This window comes from Pseudomonas sp. RHF3.3-3, from assembly GCF_048069595.1.
Classification (GTDB): domain Bacteria; phylum Pseudomonadota; class Gammaproteobacteria; order Pseudomonadales; family Pseudomonadaceae; genus Aquipseudomonas; species Aquipseudomonas fuscovaginae_B.
In genome coordinates, this window is sequence record NZ_CP182250.1 from 6664544 (window position 1) to 6681648 (window position 17105).

Consider the following 17105-nt stretch of genomic DNA (forward strand, 5'->3'; position numbering starts at 1 on the left):
AACGGGCTACTAAGGATTCAAATGACTATCTGCGGTATCGAAATCAAGGGCAGCGAAGCCATCTTCGCCCTCGCCACCCTGCAGGGTACGAGCCCCGAACATGTTGCCACCCGCGTCAGGAAGATCGCCCTGGACGATGATGACGAAGCTGCCAACGTCAGGGCCTTCGCCAGCCAGTTGCGGGCGTTCGTCGAGACCAATGGCATCACTCGCATCGCCATCAGGAAACGCAGCAAGAAAGGCGAGTTCGCCGGCGGGCCGACCACCTTCAAGATCGAGGGCATCGTGCAACTGCTGGACCACTGCGAAGTGACGCTGCTGTCGCCGCAGACCCTCAATGCCCAGCACAAGAAGCACGGTTTCGATCTGCCGGGCACGCTGAACAAGTACCAGCACGAAGCCTACAAGGCGGCCTGTGCGGCGCTGCTGAAGAAGTAGCGCCGGGCACCGGCGCACCGCCGGCTCCACAGCACGCCGCTAGACCTTGAGCGCCCGCCGGTCCTCGCGCGGGCACTGGGCAAACCGGGCCCGGTAGCTGCGGGTGAAGTACGACGGCGACTCGAAGCCACTGGCGATGCTCACCTCCAGCACGCTCATGTCGGTCTGGCGCAACAACTGCCGGGCCTTTTCCAGGCGCAGGCCCAGGTAGAAGTTGCTCGGGGTGTCCTTGAGGTGGAGGCGGAACAGCCGCTCCAGCTGGCGTCGTGTCACCTTGATCGACTGCGCCAGCTCCAGCGTGCTCAGGGGCGGTTCCATGTGCTGCTCCATCTCGCCGACCACCTGCACCAGCTTCTTGTTGCTGATGCCGTAACGCGTGGCGATCTGCATGCGCTGGTGGTCCTTGCGCGGGCGAATGCGCCCGAGCACGAACTGCTCCGACACCTGGATCGCCAGTTCCGGGCCATGGGCCTGGCCGATCAGGTCGAGCATCATGTCGATCGACGCCGTACCGCCGGCACAGGTGATCCGCCGACGGTCGATCTCGAACAGTTCCTGGGTCACTTCCAACTGTGGATAGGACTCCTTGAACGCCTCCAGTGCCTCCCAGTGCAACGTCACCCGATGGCCCTCAAGCAGGCCGGCCTCGGCCAGCACCACGCTGCCGGTGTCGATGCCGCCCAGGGTGACACCCTCGCCGTCCAGGCGGCGCAACCAGTGTTCCAGGGCCGGGGTGACGAATTTCAGCGGCTCGAAGCCGGCGACCACCAGCAGGGTCGCACCTTTCTTCAGGGGTTCCAGTGCCGCGTCGGCGTTGACCGACATGCCGTTGCTCGCCAGCACCGCGCCGCCATCCGCGCTCAGCACGTGCCAGCGATACAGCTCGCCGCGAAAGCGATTGGCCACGCGCAGCGGTTCGATCGCCGAGATGAAGCCCATCGCCGAAAAACCTGGCATCAACAAGAAATAGAGATCCTGGGACATGGAGCGCACTCGCAAGACGGGTAGCGTTGTCGCTGTGATACGCCAGTTCGCAGGCAGGAGCAATAGCGCTGGTCGCCGCAGTGCAAGAGTCGGTCGCCGTAGGGCGTTTTCAGATCACCCAGGCTGCGTAACTTGAGCATCACCGGCGCATCAGACGCCGGAACCGACAATAACGACCTGCCGAGGATACCCGCATGAAACGACTGATCAGCCGCTGTGCACTCGCACTCACCGGCGCCGCGCTCCTGAACGCCAGCGTGATGGCCGCCGACCAGGCCTCCTGTCAGAACGTCCGCCTCGGCGTGGTCAACTGGACCGACGTGATCGCCACCAGCGCCATGAGCCAGGTGCTGCTCGAAGGCCTCGGCTACCAGGTCAAGCAGACCAGCGCCTCCCAGCAGATCATCTTCGCCGGCATCCGCGACCAGCGCCTGGACCTGTTCCTCGGCTACTGGAACCCGCTGATGACCCAGACCATCACCCCGTTCGTCGACGCCAGGCAGGTCAAGGTGCTGGCCGAGCCGAGCCTCAAGGACGCCCGCGCGACCCTGGCGGTGCCCACCTACCTGGCCGACAAGGGCCTGAAGACCTTCGCCGACATCGCCAAATTCGAGAAGGAGCTGGGCGGCAAGATCTACGGCATCGAACCCGGTTCGGGCGCCAATACCCAGATCAAGGCAATGATCGCCAAGAACCAGTTCGGCCTCGGCAAGTTCCAGCTGGTGGAGTCCAGCGAGGCCGGCATGCTCGCCGCCGTCGACCGCGCCGTGCGGCGCAAGGAGGCCGTGGTGTTCTTCGGCTGGGCGCCGCACCCGATGAACGTCAACGTGCAGATGACCTACCTCACCGGCAGCGAGGATGCCCTGGGCCCGAACGAAGGCATGGCGACGGTGTGGACCGTGACCTCGCCGACCTACGCCGAGCAGTGCCCGAACATCAACCGGCTGCTGACCAACCTGACCTTCAGCGCCGAGGACGAGAGCCGGATGATGCAACCGCTGCTCGACCACAAGGACGCCCTCGAATCGGCCCGCCAGTGGCTCAAGGACCACCCGCAGGACCAGGCCCGCTGGCTGCAGGGGGTGACCACTTTCGATGGCCGCCCGGCCGCCGGGAACCTGCAGCTGACCAGCCAGTAACCCGATGCCCATCATCCCCCGCAGCCCTGTCGGCTGCGGTGTGAACCACCACGCCTGTAAGGAACCCGCACCATGAACCACGACGTCATCATCACCTGCGCACTCACCGGTGCTGGCGACACCACCGCCAAGAGCCCACACGTGCCGGTCACGCCCAAGCAGATCGCCGCAGCGGCCGTCGAGGCGGCCAAGGCCGGCGCCACGGTGGTGCACTGCCACGTCCGCAACCCCGAAACCGGCAAGTTCAGCCGCGACGTGGCGCTGTACCGCGAAGTGATGGAGCGCATCCGCGAGGCGGACGTCGACATCATCGTCAACCTCACCGCCGGCATGGGCGGCGACCTGGAAATCGGCGCCGGCGAGAACCCCATGGCGTTCGGCCCGAATACCGACCTGGTCGGCCCGCTGACCCGCCTGGCGCATGTCGAGGCCCTACTGCCGGAAATCTGCACCCTGGACTGCGGCACTCTCAACTTCGGCGACGGCGACACCATCTACGTCTCCACCCCGGCGCAACTGCGCGCCGGCGCCAAGCGTATCCAGGAACTGGGGGTGAAGGCCGAGCTGGAGATCTTCGATACCGGCCACCTGTGGTTCGCCAAGCAGATGATGAAGGAAGGCCTGCTGGACAACCCGCTGTTCCAGCTGTGCCTGGGCATCCCATGGGGCGCACCGGCCGATACCACCACCATGAAGGCCATGGTCGACAACCTGCCGCCGGACGTGGTCTGGGCCGGCTTCGGCATCGGCCGCATGCAGATGCCGATGGCCGCGCAGGCAGTGCTGCTGGGCGGCAACGTGCGGGTCGGCCTGGAAGACAACCTGTGGCTGGACAAGGGCGTGCTGGCGACCAACGGCCAACTGGTCGAGCGGGCCACGGAAATCCTCAGCCGCCTGGGCGCCCGCGTCCTGACCCCGGCCGAGGGCCGCGCGAAGATGGGGTTGGCCAAGCGCGGCTGAGCCGCCCCCCGAAAGAACACCACAAATCCTGTAGGAGTGGCCGGCCGACGCTCCTACAAGGGACCGCATTACCCACCTCCGACCATGCAGGAATTCGTCATGAGCTTTATCACTGAGATCAAAACCTTCGCTGCCCTCGGCAGCGGTGTCATCGGCAGCGGCTGGGTCGCCCGCGCCCTCGCCCACGGCCTCGACGTGATCGCCTGGGACCCGGCGCCCGGCGCCGAGGCGGCCCTGCGCAAGCGCATCGCCAACGCCTGGGGCGCCCTGGAGAAACAGGGCCTGGCGCCCGGTGCCTCCCAGGACCGCCTGCGCTTCGTCGCCACCATCGAGGAATGCGTGAAAGACGCCGACTTCATCCAGGAAAGCGCCCCGGAACGCCTGGAATTGAAACTCGAGCTGCACGCCAAGATCAGCGCCGCGGCCAAGCCCAACGCGCTGATCGGCTCCAGCACCTCAGGTCTGCTGCCCAGCGAGTTCTACGAAGGCGCCACCCACCCGGAACGCTGCGTGGTCGGCCACCCGTTCAACCCGGTGTACCTGCTGCCGCTGGTGGAAGTGGTCGGCGGCAGGCAGACCGCGCCGCAAGCCGTGCAGGCGGCGATCAAGGTCTATGAATCCCTCGGCATGCGCCCGCTGCACGTGCGCAAGGAAGTCCCAGGGTTCATCGCCGACCGCCTGCTCGAAGCGCTGTGGCGCGAGGCGCTGCACCTGGTCAACGACGGCGTTGCCAGCACCGGCGAAATCGACGACGCGATCCGCTTCGGCGCCGGGCTGCGCTGGTCGTTCATGGGCACCTTCCTGACCTACACCCTGGCCGGTGGCGATGCCGGCATGCGCCACTTCATGGCCCAGTTCGGCCCTGCCCTGCAACTGCCGTGGACCTACCTGCCGGCGCCGGAACTGACCGACAAGCTGATCGACGACGTGGTCGAGGGCACCAGCGAGCAGTTGGGCCGCCACAGCATTTCGGCGCTGGAGCGCTATCGCGATGACTGCCTGCTGGCGGTGCTGGATGCGGTAAAGAGCACCAAGGCCAAACATGGCATGAGCTTCAGCGAGTAAGTTCAGCGGGGCCGGGGGCGCTTTCGCGGGCGAGCCCGCGAAAGCGCCCGCCCTGACGACACCCACTGCGATCCATTCACATTCGGGAGCCTGCACATGCCCCACCTCACCACCTACACCACCACCGTCATTCCCGACTGGGTCGACTACAACGGCCACCTGCGTGACGCCTTCTACCTGCTGATCTTCAGCTACGCCACCGATGCCCTGATGGACCGCCTGGGCCTGGACAGCGACAACCGCGAAGCCACCGGCAGTTCGCTGTTCACCCTGGAACTGCACCTGAACTACCTGCACGAGGTGAAACTCGGTGCCCAGGTCGAGGTGCACACCCGGATCATCGCCCACGACGCCAAGCGCCTGCACCTCTACCACAGCCTGCACCTGGTGGGCGGCGACAAGGAGCTGGCCGGCAACGAGCAGATGCTGCTCCACGTCGACCTCGCCGGCCCGCGCTCGGCGCCGTTCAGCGAAGCCGTGCTGGAACGCCTGCAAGCCCTGCTCGACGAACAGAGCGAACTGCCAATGCCCGAGTACATCGGCCGGGTGATCGCACTGCCAGGCAAGAGATAACCACACAACGAAAAGGAGCTCGCCGTGAACACCGCCGCCGCTTTTGCCGACTACCGCCGTTATCCGCTGATCAGTGCCCTGACCGCCGTGCAAACAGTGGCGGACCAGGTTCGGGTGAGCTGGGCCGATGGCCGGGTCAGCCCCTTCCATCACCCATGGCTGCGGGACAACTGCCCGTGCCCGCAGTGCGTGTACACGGTGACCCGCGAGCAGGTGCTGGAGATCGTCGACGTGCCCGAGGATCTGGCCCCCGCCGCAGCGCGCATCGACGACACCGGCTGCCTGTGTATCGACTGGCAGGACGGCCATGCCAGCCGCTTCGATCCGGGCTGGCTGCGGGCCCACGCCTACGATGACGCCTCACGTGCCGAGCGCCAGGCCGGCAAGCCGAAAAGCCGCCTGTGGGACAGCAGCCTGGAACTGCCGGTATTCGACTACGCCGAGCTCAAGGCCGACCCGCAGGCACTGCTGCAATGGCTGCTGGCGCTGCGCGACATCGGCCTGACCCAGGTCCGTGGCGTGCCCACCGAACCCGGCTCGCTGGCGGAGGTGGCGAAACTGATCGCGTTCATCCGCCAGACCAACTTCGGCGTGCTGTTCAACGTGCAGTCCAAGGCCGATGCCGACAGCAACGCCTACACCGCCTTCAACCTGCCGCTGCACACCGACCTGCCGACCCGCGAGCTGCAACCGGGGCTGCAGTTCCTGCATTGCCTGGTCAACGAGGCCAAGGGCGGCGAGAGCCTCTTCGTCGACGGTTTCGCCATTGCCGAAGCGTTGCGCCGCGAAGATCCGGCGGCGTTCCAGGCACTGAGCGGGATACCCGTGGAGTTTCGCAACAAGGACCGTCACAGCGACTATCGCTGCCTGGCACCGGTGATCGCGCTGGACGGTCTCGGCCAGGTCAGCGAGGTGCGCATGGCGAACTTCCTGCGCGGGCCGTTCGATGCGCCGATGGCGCAAATGCCGGTGTTGTACCGGGCCTATCGGCGCTTTATCGCCATGACCCGCGAAGCACGCTTCCAGGTACAGCGCCGGCTCAACCCGGGCGAGCTGTGGTGCTTCGACAACCGCCGCACGCTGCACGCACGCCATGCCTTCGACCCGGCCAGCGGGGCGCGGCATTTCCAGGGCTGCTACATCGACCGGGATGAACTGCTGTCGCGCATCCTGGTGCTGCAGCGCTGACCGGCCTGGCGCATTCGCGGGCAAGCCCGGCTCCTACGGGGCGGTGTCGTGCACAGCATTCATGTACGACACAGGCCTTGTAGGAGCTGGGCTTGCCCGCGAAGAACGATAACGCGGCGTAATGACAGGACAGGCAAAAAAAACCCCGATCAAGCCGTGACAGGATCGGGGTGAGAGAGTGTCTTCAGCAGTGGCGTCGAGAAGGTGACCAAACCGTCGACTGGCCTAGCTGGAAATCAGTTTGCGCCTTCACCCGGGCCCCGACTTTGCCGAAAACGACATGTTCATAGGCATCTATGACATCGCGACAATCTGTCCTTGCCGACACTCCCATGCCCTACCAGAATCGAGTCACGAACAGCCCTGAATAGGAAAAGCGCCATGATGTACGCAGATCTGATTGACCAGGAAGACCTGTTGGGCCAGCTCAAGTCCCTCGGCCTGCAAGTACCCACCGGCGCCACCGCCGAACAGGCATGCGAACATGCGGTACGCGGCCTGGACGATGCCCGCGCCTACGCGCTACGCAAGATGGTCAAGGAAATGTACACCAGCAGCGCGACGATCCTGCCGGCCGTGCGCCAGGCCATCGACAAGCAGTTGCTGCCGGCCCTGGCCGAATACCAGCAGCAAAAACGCGCCTGATCCCCAGCCGTTGCCCAGAGCAATGGCCGCCCACCGTCGGTGGGCGCAGGCAGGAACGGCGGCCCCAGACGACAGCGCCCCCGGTTTCGGGAAAACCGGGGGCGTGGTGTCTTTCAGCAAGCGTCCCTTATCACGCGCCTAGTGGCCTGTACGGTTAATTCGAATACTCAAACCCCTGGCCCTGGACTTGAGTGTGCGAATTAGCCACACAGGCCACTAGAGACGCACACTGGCGAAGGTCGACTCGTTGCGGGCCTGGCTCAGGGCCGACATCGGCCCGGACAGCGGCGCCAGGACCATGGCCTGCGGAATCGGCATCATCGCCACCTGCTGGGCGGTGTTGGAGCCGACGCGCTCATCGCGCGGCGGAATGCCGAAGTACTCGCGGTAGCACTTGGAGAAGTGCGGCGTGGAAACGAAGCCGCAGACCGAAGCCACCTCGATGATCGACATCGGCGTCTGCTTGAGCAACTGCCGCGCACGGATCAGCCGCAGCTTGAGGTAGTAGCGCGACGGTGAGCAGTGCAGGTATTTCTGGAACAGCCGCTCCAGTTGTCGACGCGACACGGAGACGTAGACCGCCAGCTCGTCGAGGTCGATCGGCTCCTCCAGGTTGGCTTCCATCAGCGCGACGATTTCCTGCAGCTTCGGCTGGTTGGTGCCGAGCATGTGCTTGAGTGGCACGCGCTGGTGGTCCTGCTCGTTGCGGATGCGCTCGTAGACGAACATCTCGGAGATCGCCGCCGACAGTTCGCGACCGTGATCACGGCTGATCAGGTGCAGCATCATGTCCAGTGGCGCGGTGCCACCGGAGCTGGTGAAGCGATTGCGGTCGAGGGTGAACAGACGGGTGCTCATGGCCACCCGCGGGAAGGCCTCCTGCATCGCCGCCAGACATTCCCAGTGCACGCTGCAATCGAAGCCGTCGAGCAGGCCGGCACAGGCCAGCGCCCAACTGCCGGTGCACACCGCACCCAGGCGGCGGGACTGGCGCGCCTGACCCTGCAGCCAGGAGACGTGTTCGCGGGTCACCGTGCGCTGGATGCCGATGCCGCCGCAGACGATCACGGTGTCCATCGCCGGGGCTTTGTGCATGGCCGCGTCAGGCGTGATCTGCAAGCCGTCGCTGGCCCAGACCTGCCCACCGTCGACGCTCAGGGTAGTCCAGCGATACAGCTCGCGACCGGACAACTGGTTGGCCATGCGTAGCGGCTCGACCGCGGAGGCCAGGGAAATGAGCGTGAAATTATCCAGCAGCAGGAAGCCGATGGACTGAGGCGCACGGTTCTGAGGCTGGGCCCCGGAGTTGAACGACGTCATCGCGATATCTCCTCACACAAAGCGGGTTATGGCCTCAGGCGGAGGCTCTTGTTGTATGGCTCTTGTTCCCTGTGGGAAAAGGCGCTTTGTGATGACAGAGCAATTGCCATGCCGAAACTTGAATGCGTATTCAATAACTCCTGAAAACGACATGGCGGCCTGTCTGTAGAGCCCTTGCCGCACGTACGGGTTATGGCCTTGGAAACTGGCGTAGACGGCGTGCCCCGGGGATTTGAGCAGATCGGTAGCACTTGTGTTTCGGGCGAAGTGAGCGCTGCGCGCGAGTGTCACCGCAAGCACGCTGGAGGGTATCTGAGAAGCGTTGCCGACAAGGCGGGCGGCAACGGCCCAGTTATCTGTTTGCGACGCGCCAAAAGGTGGCGCGGGCGGCGAGGAGTGGGCGATTAGTGCACAGTTTCAGTCTTTGGAGAGTCGACTGGCGCTTTCGCGGATGAATCCGGCTCCCACAAGAGGGCGGCGAGCACAGACATTATGAACGCCACAAACCTGTGGGAGCCGGATTCATCCGCGAACCGGCACAGCGCCAAAGGATCAGCACTCCACCGCACTGACCGCCAACCCGCCGCGCGAAGTCTCCTTGTACTTGTCATGCATGTCGGCCCCGGTATCACGCATGGTGCGGATCACCCGGTCGAGGGAAATGAAATGCTGGCCGTCGCCACGCAGGGCCATCTGCGCGGCGTTGATCGCCTTCACCGCGGCAATCGCGTTGCGCTCGATACAGGGCACCTGCACCAGGCCGCCGACCGGATCGCACGTCAGCCCGAGGTTGTGCTCCAAGCCGATTTCCGCGGCGTTGCACAATTGCTCCGGGGTCGCGCCGAGCACCTCGGCCAGACCCGCCGCCGCCATCGCGCAGGCCGAACCGACCTCGCCCTGGCAGCCGACTTCGGCACCGGAGATCGAAGCATTCTTCTTGCACAGGATGCCGACCGCCGCCGCCCCCAGGAAGAAGTCGACGACATTGGCGTCGGTCACCGCCTCGCTGAATTTCATGAAGTAGTGCAACACCGCCGGGATGATCCCCGCCGCGCCGTTGGTCGGCGCCGTGACCATGCGCCCGCCGGCGGCGTTCTCTTCGTTGACGGCCAGGGCGAACAGGTTGACCCACTCCATCGCACTCAGGGTCGAGCCGATCACGTTCGGCTTGTTCAACTCCTGCAGGCTGCGGTGCAGCTTGGCCGCCCGCCGCCGCACGTTCAGCCCGCCCGGCAGGATGCCCTCGTGCTGCAGGCCGTGCTCGACGCACTCCTGCATCGCCCGCCAGAGTTTCATCAGGCCGCTGCGGATCTCGTCTTCCGAGCGCCAGACCCGCTCGTTGGCCATCATCAGTTCGGCCACGCGCAGGTTGTGCTTGCGGCACAGTTCGAGCAGTTCCACCGCACTGGAGAAGTCATAGGGCAGCACGGTGCTGTCCATGTCCGCCACGCCGCTGGAGGCCTGCGCCTCGTCGACGACGAAACCGCCGCCGACCGAATAGTAGGTGTCGCGGTGCAGCTCGCCATCCTCGCCGAAAACCACCAGGGTCATGGCGTTGGGGTGGAACGGCAGGTTCTCGTCGAGCAGGCGCATGTCCCGCGACCAGATAAAAGGTACCGGCAGGCGGTTGTCGAGCAGCAACGTGTCGGTTTCACGCAAGGTGGCGATGCGCAAGCCGATCTGCGACGGATCGATCGCGTCCGGCCATTCGCCCATCAGTCCCATGATCACCGCGGTGTCGCTGCCGTGACCGATGCCGGTGGCCGACAGCGAACCATAGAGCTGCACCTCGACCCGCCGGACCTGCTCCAGCAGGTCGCGCCCGCGCAATGCCTGCACGAACAACGCCGCCGCCCGCATGGGCCCCACGGTGTGGGAACTGGAAGGCCCGATGCCGATCTTGAACAGGTCAAACACACTGATTGCCATGACTGCGAAGTCCTCTGGATACGGGAGCCGGGCGGCCAGGCGCCCGGTGGCGGGGCTGCTACGCTGAAGTCGCGATCCGCCGGGATGAAAACATCATCAGCCTTTTGGATCGGTGCTCGTCGTCTCGTACCGACGCAATCTTGTCCATCAACGCCAGACGCCGCCGACAGGCTTTTTTCGCGGTTTTTTTGCGTCCAGGAGACGGAAAAATTCGACGAAAAGTCTGTAAGCGACCTCATCGACACTGGATGCGACCCCCCCTGTACTGGATACGACGCACCCCGTAGGCGACATTTTCAGGCTGGTACATGATCAATCCCGACTCGATTGCAAGGCACCGGGGGTAGAGCTGTCCTCGACGCCTCCAACCGCAACAGAACAATTAAGCGCAATCGTCCCTTTGGACACTGCCAAGAAAAAAACTGATAGGAGTCTACCCCGATGAAAGGTTCCCCCTCGTTGTTGTTGGCCGCCATGCTGAGTCTCCCCCTGCTGGCCCAGGCCGCAGAACCGGCACAATGCAGCACCGTGAACTTCTCGGATGTCGGTTGGACCGACATCACCGCCACCACCGCCACCACCAGCGTCGTGCTCGAAGCCCTCGGCTACAAGACCAAGACCACCATGATCTCGGTGCCGGTGACCTACAAGTCCCTGGCCGACGGCAAGAACATGGACGTGTTCCTCGGCAACTGGATGCCGACCATGGAAAACGACATCAAGGCCTACCGCGACGCCGGCACCGTCGACACCGTGCGCACCAACCTCAAGGGCGCCAAGTACACCCTCGCCGTGCCCCAGGCCCTGTATGACAAGGGCCTGCACGACTTCGCCGACATCGCCAAGTTCAAGAAGGAACTGGACGGCAAGATCTACGGCATCGAGCCGGGCAACGACGGCAACCGCCTGATCCAGAGCATGATCGACAAGAACGCCTTCGGCCTGAAGGACGCCGGCTTCAAGGTGGTCGAGTCCAGCGAGGCCGGCATGCTCTCGCAGGTCGATCGCGCGCAGAAGCGCGACACCGCCGTGGTCTTCCTCGGCTGGGCGCCGCATCCGATGAACAAGCGCTTCAAGATCCAGTACCTGACTGGCGGCGACGACTATTTCGGCCCGGACTTCGGTGCCGCCACCGTCCTGACCAACACCCGCAAGGGCTACGTACAGGAATGCAGCAACGTCGGCCAGTTGCTGAAGAACCTGGAGTTCACCGTCGACATGGAAAGCTCGCTGATGGGCAACATCCTCGACGACAAGATGAAACCCGAAGCCGCGGCCAAGGCCTGGCTGCAGAAGAACCCACAGGTACTCGATACCTGGCTGGCTGGCGTGACCACCATTGACGGAAAACCCGGCCTGGAAGCCGTGAAAGCCAAGCTCGCGCAATAACCGCCGACACCGGGCGGGGTCGCCCGCCCGGACCGGCATTTATTTCCCTGCATGTGGACGTTCGATACCATGCTGACTGAACAGAAAATCCCCCTGGGCCAGTACATCGCCGCCTTCGTGGAATGGTTGACCAAACACGGTGCCAACTATTTCGATGCGATCGCTTCGACACTGGAAACGATGATCCATGGCGTCACGTTCGCGCTGGCCTGGTTCAACCCACTGGCACTGATCGCGCTGATCGCGCTGATCGCCCACCTGATCCAGCGCAAATGGGGCCTGACCGCCTTCGTCGTTGCTTCCTTTCTGCTGATCCTCAACCTGGGGTACTGGCAGGAAACCATGGAAACCCTCGCACAGGTGATGTTCGCCACCCTGGTCTGCGTGGTCATCGGTGTGCCGCTGGGCATCGTCGCCGCACACAAGCCGGTGTTCTATACTTTGATGCGTCCGGTCCTGGATCTGATGCAGACGGTACCGACCTTCGTGTACCTGATCCCTACCCTGACCCTGTTCGGCCTGGGCGTGGTTCCCGGGCTGATTTCCACCGTGGTGTTCGCGATCGCCGCGCCGATCCGCCTCACCTACCTGGGCATCCAGGACGTACCGCAGGAACTGATGGACGCCGGCAAGGCCTTCGGCTGCTCGCGCCGCCAGTTGCTCGCCCGAATTGAACTGCCCCATGCCATGCCGAGCATCGCCGCCGGCATCACCCAGTGCATCATGCTGTCGCTGTCGATGGTGGTGATCGCCGCGCTGGTAGGTGCCGATGGTCTGGGCAAACCCGTGGTCAACGCACTGAACACCGCTGATATCGCCCTGGGCTTCGAAGCCGGCCTGGCGATCGTATTGCTGGCAATCATGCTCGACCGTATCTGCAAACAACCCGACGCACAGGTCAAGGGGGACGCATGAGCATCATTCGCTTCGACAAGGTAGACGTTATCTTCTCCAAGAACCCGCGCGAGGCGCTCGCGTTGCTGGACAAGGGCCTCAAGCGGGAAGAAATCCTCAAGAAGACCGGTCAGATCGTCGGCGTCGAGAATGCCAGCCTGGAAATCGAGAAGGGCGAGATCTGTGTGCTGATGGGCCTCTCCGGTTCCGGCAAATCCAGCCTGCTGCGCTGCATCAACGGTCTGAACACCGTCAGCCGCGGCCAGTTGTTCGTCGAGCATGAAGGTCGGCAGATCGATATCGCCTCCTGCACGCCCGCCGAACTGAAGATGATGCGCACCAAGCGCATCGCCATGGTGTTCCAGAAATTCGCCCTGATGCCCTGGCTGACGGTGCGCGAAAACATCAGCTTCGGCCTGGAGATGCAGGGTCGTCCGGAAAAGGAACGACGCAAGCTGGTGGACGAGAAGCTCGAACTGGTGGGCCTGGCGCAATGGCGCAACAAGAAGCCCGACGAACTCTCCGGCGGCATGCAGCAGCGGGTCGGCCTGGCCCGCGCGCTGGCGATGGACGCCGATATCCTGTTGATGGACGAACCGTTCTCGGCCCTCGACCCGCTGATTCGCCAGGGCCTGCAGGACGAACTGCTGACCCTGCAGAACAAGCTGGCGAAAACCATCGTGTTCGTCAGCCACGACCTCGACGAAGCGCTGAAGCTCGGTAGCCGTATCGCGATCATGAAGGACGGCCGGATCATCCAGTACAGCAAGCCTGAGGACATCGTGCTCAATCCGGCGGACGACTATGTGCGCACCTTCGTCGCCCATACCAACCCGCTCAACGTACTCTGCGGCCGAAGCCTCATGCGCAGCCTGGACAACTGCAAGCGCGTCAACGGCTCGGTGTGCATCGATCCGGGCGGCGACTCGTGGATCGACCTGGCCGAAGGCAACACGGTCAAGGGCGCCCGCCAGAACGGTTCCAGCCTGAACCTGCAGAGCTGGGTCCAGGGCCAGGCGGTGGAAACCCTGGGTCGCAGCCCGACCCTGGTGGACTCCAACATCGGCATGCGCGATGCCCTGCAGATCCGTTACCAGACCGGCAACAAGCTGGTGCTGCACGACAACAACAGGGTGGTGGGGATTCTTGGCGACAGCGAGCTGTATCACGCGTTGCTGGGCAAGAACCTGGGCTAAGCCAGATGCAGGAACGCCGCGAGACTCTCGCGGCGTTCCTGTTTGTGAAGCACCCAAATGATCCCACACCGTACTGCTGTAATCCCCCACATACTGTAGGAGCCGGGCTTGCCCGCGAAAGCGACCTTCAGGGCAACGCAGGACTCAAGGACCCATTCGCGGGCAAGCCCGGCTCCTGCAGTACGTGATACCAGGCAGAGGGGGCTGGTGTCAGCTGGGAGGGGGCTGGCACCAGGCCCAGAGATGTTGGGCGCCAGGCCGTGGGGCGCGTGGGCATCAGGCCTGAGGGCCGTGATCTGCCGATGATGAGCGGTGTTGGGCGGTGCAACGACTGTACCGCCCAACCAACCTTCAGCTGTAGACCCGGCCCAGGAGCTGCCGATGGCTTTCAAACTGATCGAGCACATCACGGGTGATCTGCTCCTGGGTGAAGCCCATCAGGTCGTATTCCTGGCTGCCGTTGTGCAGGTACACCTCGGCGCGGTAGTAACGGGTCCGCACTTCGCTCTCACCGCCCTCGGCCTGGGCCGATTCGCTCGGTGCCGCCAGGTAGCCGTCCAGGCTCACTTCATAGACGAAGGGATTGCCCTCCTCCATTTCCACCCGCAGGCCGATCAGGCTCTTGGACTTGCCCAGTTGCGTCTGCACCGTCAGGCCCAGGTTACGCAGTTGCGCCGCCGCCTCTTCCAGGGCCGGTGTAACCTGCTTGTCCATGTAGCGCTGGACGATCGCCTGGGTCGGCTGCAGGTCCAGCTGACTCAGGCGCTCGCTGAAACCGCGACGGCCGCGGGCCGCCAGCTCGGCCTGCTCGTCTTCGATCTGCACGTCCTGGCGCATCGCCTTGTGCAGGCCGAACATGAAGAACACCAGCACCACCGAGAACGGCAGGCCGGCCAGCACCACCATGGTCTGCATGGCTTCGAAGTTGCCGGCGAACAACAGCCCGACGGTCACCAGGGTGATCACCACCGACCAGAAGATCCGCAGCCAGTGCGGCGCGTCCTCGTCGACCTGGCCGCCCTTGCACGACAGGTTGGCCATCATCACCGCACCGGAGTCCGCCGGGGTCAGGAACAGCACAAAACCGACGAAGATCGACACACCGATCACCACCTTGGCCGCCGGGTAGAAGTCCAGCAACTGGTAGATCGCCATCGATGGCTGTTCCAGGGCGGTCTTGCCCAGTTCCGCAGCGCCGTGGTTCATCACCAGATCCAGCGCCGAGTTGCCGAAGATCGACAGCCAGGCCAGGGTGAAGCCCAGCGGGATCAGCAGCACGCCCGCCACCAGTTCACGCACGGTACGACCACGGGAAATACGCGCGATGAACATGCCGACGAAGGGTGCCCAGGAGATCCACCAGGCCCAGTAGAACAGGGTCCACAGGCCCAGCCAGCGGTCGGACTTCTCGGCGTTGTTTTCGTAGACGTAGAGGTCGAAGGTCTTGAGCACCACGCCGTTGAGGTAGTCACCGATGTTCTGCACGAAGCCGTTGAGCAGATGCAGGGTCGGGCCGAACAGCAGCACGAAGATCAGCAGGCCGCTGAACAGCACGATGTTCAGGTTGGACAGGCGGCGAATGCCGTTTTCCACACCCGACACGGCGGCGATGGTCGCCACGGTGCTCATGACGATGATCACGATCAGCAGGTTGGTGTTGCTGTGCTGCATGCCGAAGAGGTTTTCCAGGCCGGAAGACACCTGCATCGCGCCGATGCCCAGGTTGGTCACCAGCCCCAGCAGGGTGACGAACATGCCGAAGCCGTCCACCGCGTGCCCGGCCGCGCCCTTGACCCAGCGCTCGCCCGCCAGCGGGTACAGCGCCGAACGCAGGGCCAGCGGCTGGTTGTGCCGGTAGGCGAAGTACGCCACCGCCAGGCCGACCAGGGCATAGATCGCCCAGCCGTGCAGGCCCCAGTGCAGGAACGTCAGTTGCAGCGCCTGGCGTGCGACCTCGTTGCTGCCGGGCGTGCCCTCGGGCGGGTTGAAGAAGTGGTCCAGCGGCTCGGAAGCACCGAAGTACAGCAGCGAGATACCGATCCCCGAGGAGAACAGCATGCCTGCCCAGGCGCCGTAGCTGAAGTCCGGGGTGTCCTGTCTGGAGCCCAGTTTCAGCTTGCCGTAGGAGGAGAACGCCAGCCCGATGACGAACACCAGGTAGGCGGCGATCACCAGCATGTAGTACCAGCCGAAGCTGCGCGACAGCCAGGCCTGGGCGACGCCGAGCATTTTGCCGGCCTCTTGCGGGGCGATGATCAGGATGGCGGTCAGCAGCAGTATCAACGCGGTAGAGGTGTAGAACACCCAACCGTTGACCCGCACCTTTTCGGCGGGAGTTTTTATAAGAGAGGCAGAACTCATTGCACAGATGCTCCAGGCAGTGCGAGAGAAAGACACAAGGCAACACGGCACCCGGCCAATCGGTTTGGTGGCAGCCGACCGGCGGGTGATATAAAGACACCCCGAAAAAATTCGAACTTGCGTGGATTGCGCCTGAACCGGTGCGCCAGGACCTTATGCAAGACGTTACCGTGCTGCCGGGTGCCTTTCGTGCCTGTTCGCAATGTCCGTCCTGGCCTGCGCAGAGTGTCTACCCCGCAGGTTCGGCGTTTTTTCGGAGGTCGTTTTTCCGTCAACCGCACGTAGGAAAGACCTGTAGGCAGCGACGATTTGTCGCAGATCTTATTCTTTGTTGATTGAACGTTCAATCAAAACAAAATAGACTGGCCCCATGCCGGTAGCCGTGACACGTCTGCCGGAGGGCCTAAGGAGAGCTGCACGATGCCCAAGGTCGGTATGCAACCCATACGCCGCCAGCAATTGATCGAAGCCACCCTGCTGGCGGTCGATCAGGTCGGAATGGGGGACGCCAGCATTGCGCTGATTGCCCGTCTGGCCGGTGTCTCGAATGGCATCATCAGTCATTACTTTCAGGACAAGAACGGCCTGATCGCTGCCACGATGCAGTACCTGATGAATGTCCTGAGCGAGAGTGTCGCCACGCGCCGCCAGGCGCTGGCAGATGGCAGCCCGCGGGCGCATCTGCAGGTGATCATCGAAGGCAACTTCGACGCCAGCCAGGTCAATGGCCCTGCAATGAAAACCTGGCTGGCCTTCTGGGCCGCCAGCATGCACCACCCGTCGTTGCACAGGTTGCAGCGGATCAACGATCTGCGCCTGTACTCCAACCTGTGTTACCAGTTCCGCCGCGTCCTGCCGGTTGCCACGGCACGCAGCGCGGCAAGGGGGCTGGCAGCGTTGATCGACGGTTTGTGGTTGCGCGGCGCGTTGTCGGGAGACGCTTTCGACACCGCGCAGGCGCAACGGATCGCTTACGAATACATGGATTTGCAACTGGCGAAGCAGGAGCGCTAGAGCACAGAGA

The 17105-nt window shown here is 63.9% G+C and carries 15 protein-coding genes; 11 read left to right on the top strand and 4 right to left on the bottom strand.

Annotated elements, in window-relative coordinates; translation table 11 throughout:
• Window positions 1–21: 21 nt before the first annotated feature.
• On the top strand, window positions 22–438 hold the full coding sequence (locus ACMGT0_RS29370; protein WP_416770802.1) for a DUF3010 family protein: 417 nt from the start codon (window positions 22–24) through the stop codon (window positions 436–438).
• Window positions 439–477: 39 nt separating this feature from the next.
• Here ACMGT0_RS29370 and ACMGT0_RS29375 read toward each other — a convergent pair whose 3' ends face one another.
• A complete protein-coding gene (locus ACMGT0_RS29375) occupies window positions 478–1422 on the bottom strand; it encodes a GlxA family transcriptional regulator (protein WP_054058514.1) in 945 nt (314 codons plus the stop codon).
• A gap of 194 nt (window positions 1423–1616) precedes the next feature.
• Here ACMGT0_RS29375 and ACMGT0_RS29380 point away from each other — a divergent pair, with 194 nt between their 5' ends.
• The 6 genes from ACMGT0_RS29380 to ACMGT0_RS29405 all read left to right on the top strand — a co-directional run bounded on the left by ACMGT0_RS29380 (window position 1617) and on the right by ACMGT0_RS29405 (window position 6992).
• Complete coding sequence (locus ACMGT0_RS29380; protein ID WP_054058515.1) at window positions 1617–2561, top strand: choline ABC transporter substrate-binding protein; 945 nt, start codon at window positions 1617–1619, stop codon at window positions 2559–2561.
• A 72-nt stretch (window positions 2562–2633) separates the two neighbouring features.
• Window positions 2634–3521, top strand: a complete 888-nt coding sequence (locus tag ACMGT0_RS29385; RefSeq protein ID WP_054058516.1) for a 3-keto-5-aminohexanoate cleavage protein — start codon at window positions 2634–2636, stop codon at window positions 3519–3521.
• Window positions 3522–3620: 99 nt separating this feature from the next.
• Entirely contained in the window at window positions 3621–4586 is a 966-nt protein-coding gene (locus tag ACMGT0_RS29390) for an L-carnitine dehydrogenase (protein WP_054064607.1), read from the top strand.
• Between the two features lie 96 nt (window positions 4587–4682).
• Window positions 4683–5159: a thioesterase family protein gene (locus tag ACMGT0_RS29395; protein WP_054060899.1), complete on the top strand. Its 477-nt coding sequence runs from the start codon at window positions 4683–4685 to the stop codon at window positions 5157–5159.
• A 24-nt stretch (window positions 5160–5183) separates the two neighbouring features.
• Window positions 5184–6347, top strand: coding sequence for a gamma-butyrobetaine dioxygenase (locus ACMGT0_RS29400; RefSeq protein ID WP_054060900.1), 1164 nt, complete (start codon window positions 5184–5186; stop codon window positions 6345–6347).
• A gap of 381 nt (window positions 6348–6728) precedes the next feature.
• Entirely contained in the window at window positions 6729–6992 is a 264-nt protein-coding gene (locus ACMGT0_RS29405) for a hypothetical protein (protein WP_054060901.1), read from the top strand.
• Window positions 6993–7208: 216 nt separating this feature from the next.
• On the opposite strand, the gene ACMGT0_RS29410 is transcribed toward ACMGT0_RS29405, so the two are convergent.
• Both ACMGT0_RS29410 and ACMGT0_RS29415 read right to left on the bottom strand, forming a co-directional pair.
• Window positions 7209–8312, bottom strand: coding sequence for a GlxA family transcriptional regulator (locus tag ACMGT0_RS29410; protein ID WP_017902435.1), 1104 nt, complete (start codon window positions 8310–8312; stop codon window positions 7209–7211).
• Between the two features lie 552 nt (window positions 8313–8864).
• Window positions 8865–10241 (bottom strand): L-serine ammonia-lyase, encoded by a 1377-nt coding sequence (locus ACMGT0_RS29415; RefSeq protein ID WP_054063508.1) that lies wholly within the window; start codon window positions 10239–10241, stop codon window positions 8865–8867.
• Window positions 10242–10682: 441 nt separating this feature from the next.
• On the opposite strand from ACMGT0_RS29415, the gene ACMGT0_RS29420 reads away from it, so the two are divergent.
• The 3 genes from ACMGT0_RS29420 to choV all read left to right on the top strand — a co-directional run bounded on the left by ACMGT0_RS29420 (window position 10683) and on the right by choV (window position 13720).
• A complete protein-coding gene (locus tag ACMGT0_RS29420) occupies window positions 10683–11630 on the top strand; it encodes a choline ABC transporter substrate-binding protein (RefSeq protein ID WP_054060903.1) in 948 nt (315 codons plus the stop codon).
• Window positions 11631–11699: 69 nt separating this feature from the next.
• Window positions 11700–12545 (top strand): choline ABC transporter permease subunit, encoded by an 846-nt coding sequence (gene choW / locus ACMGT0_RS29425; protein ID WP_054060909.1) that lies wholly within the window; start codon window positions 11700–11702, stop codon window positions 12543–12545.
• Entirely contained in the window at window positions 12542–13720 is a 1179-nt protein-coding gene (gene choV / locus ACMGT0_RS29430) for a choline ABC transporter ATP-binding protein (protein WP_054060904.1), read from the top strand. Before choW ends, choV begins: the two co-directional genes overlap by 4 nt.
• Before the next feature lie 351 nt (window positions 13721–14071).
• Here choV and ACMGT0_RS29435 read toward each other — a convergent pair whose 3' ends face one another.
• The gene (locus ACMGT0_RS29435) at window positions 14072–16024 is read right to left on the bottom strand and encodes a BCCT family transporter (protein ID WP_239688118.1); all 1953 of its coding nucleotides are present in this window, start codon (window positions 16022–16024) and stop codon (window positions 14072–14074) included.
• A gap of 477 nt (window positions 16025–16501) precedes the next feature.
• Between ACMGT0_RS29435 and betI the strand changes: the two genes are divergently transcribed.
• Window positions 16502–17095: a transcriptional regulator BetI gene (gene betI, locus ACMGT0_RS29440; RefSeq protein WP_054060906.1), complete on the top strand. Its 594-nt coding sequence runs from the start codon at window positions 16502–16504 to the stop codon at window positions 17093–17095.
• Window positions 17096–17105: the final 10 nt, after the last annotated feature.

What these genes read in the sequence shown, in the direction of transcription:
- betI (WP_054060906.1), top strand. Translation starts at nt 16,502, where the DNA reads ATGCCCAAGGTCGGTATGCAACCCATACGCCGCCAGCAATTGATCGAA.
- choW (WP_054060909.1), top strand. Translation starts at nt 11,700, where the DNA reads ATGCTGACTGAACAGAAAATCCCCCTGGGCCAGTACATCGCCGCCTTC.
- ACMGT0_RS29390 (WP_054064607.1), top strand. Translation starts at nt 3,621, where the DNA reads ATGAGCTTTATCACTGAGATCAAAACCTTCGCTGCCCTCGGCAGCGGT.
- ACMGT0_RS29415 (WP_054063508.1), bottom strand. Translation starts at nt 10,241, where the DNA reads ATGGCAATCAGTGTGTTTGACCTGTTCAAGATCGGCATCGGGCCTTCC.
- ACMGT0_RS29405 (WP_054060901.1), top strand. Translation starts at nt 6,729, where the DNA reads ATGATGTACGCAGATCTGATTGACCAGGAAGACCTGTTGGGCCAGCTC.
- ACMGT0_RS29380 (WP_054058515.1), top strand. Translation starts at nt 1,617, where the DNA reads ATGAAACGACTGATCAGCCGCTGTGCACTCGCACTCACCGGCGCCGCG.
- choV (WP_054060904.1), top strand. Translation starts at nt 12,542, where the DNA reads ATGAGCATCATTCGCTTCGACAAGGTAGACGTTATCTTCTCCAAGAAC.
- ACMGT0_RS29375 (WP_054058514.1), bottom strand. Translation starts at nt 1,422, where the DNA reads ATGTCCCAGGATCTCTATTTCTTGTTGATGCCAGGTTTTTCGGCGATG.
- ACMGT0_RS29410 (WP_017902435.1), bottom strand. Translation starts at nt 8,312, where the DNA reads ATGACGTCGTTCAACTCCGGGGCCCAGCCTCAGAACCGTGCGCCTCAG.
- ACMGT0_RS29395 (WP_054060899.1), top strand. Translation starts at nt 4,683, where the DNA reads ATGCCCCACCTCACCACCTACACCACCACCGTCATTCCCGACTGGGTC.
- ACMGT0_RS29420 (WP_054060903.1), top strand. Translation starts at nt 10,683, where the DNA reads ATGAAAGGTTCCCCCTCGTTGTTGTTGGCCGCCATGCTGAGTCTCCCC.
- ACMGT0_RS29370 (WP_416770802.1), top strand. Translation starts at nt 22, where the DNA reads ATGACTATCTGCGGTATCGAAATCAAGGGCAGCGAAGCCATCTTCGCC.
- ACMGT0_RS29385 (WP_054058516.1), top strand. Translation starts at nt 2,634, where the DNA reads ATGAACCACGACGTCATCATCACCTGCGCACTCACCGGTGCTGGCGAC.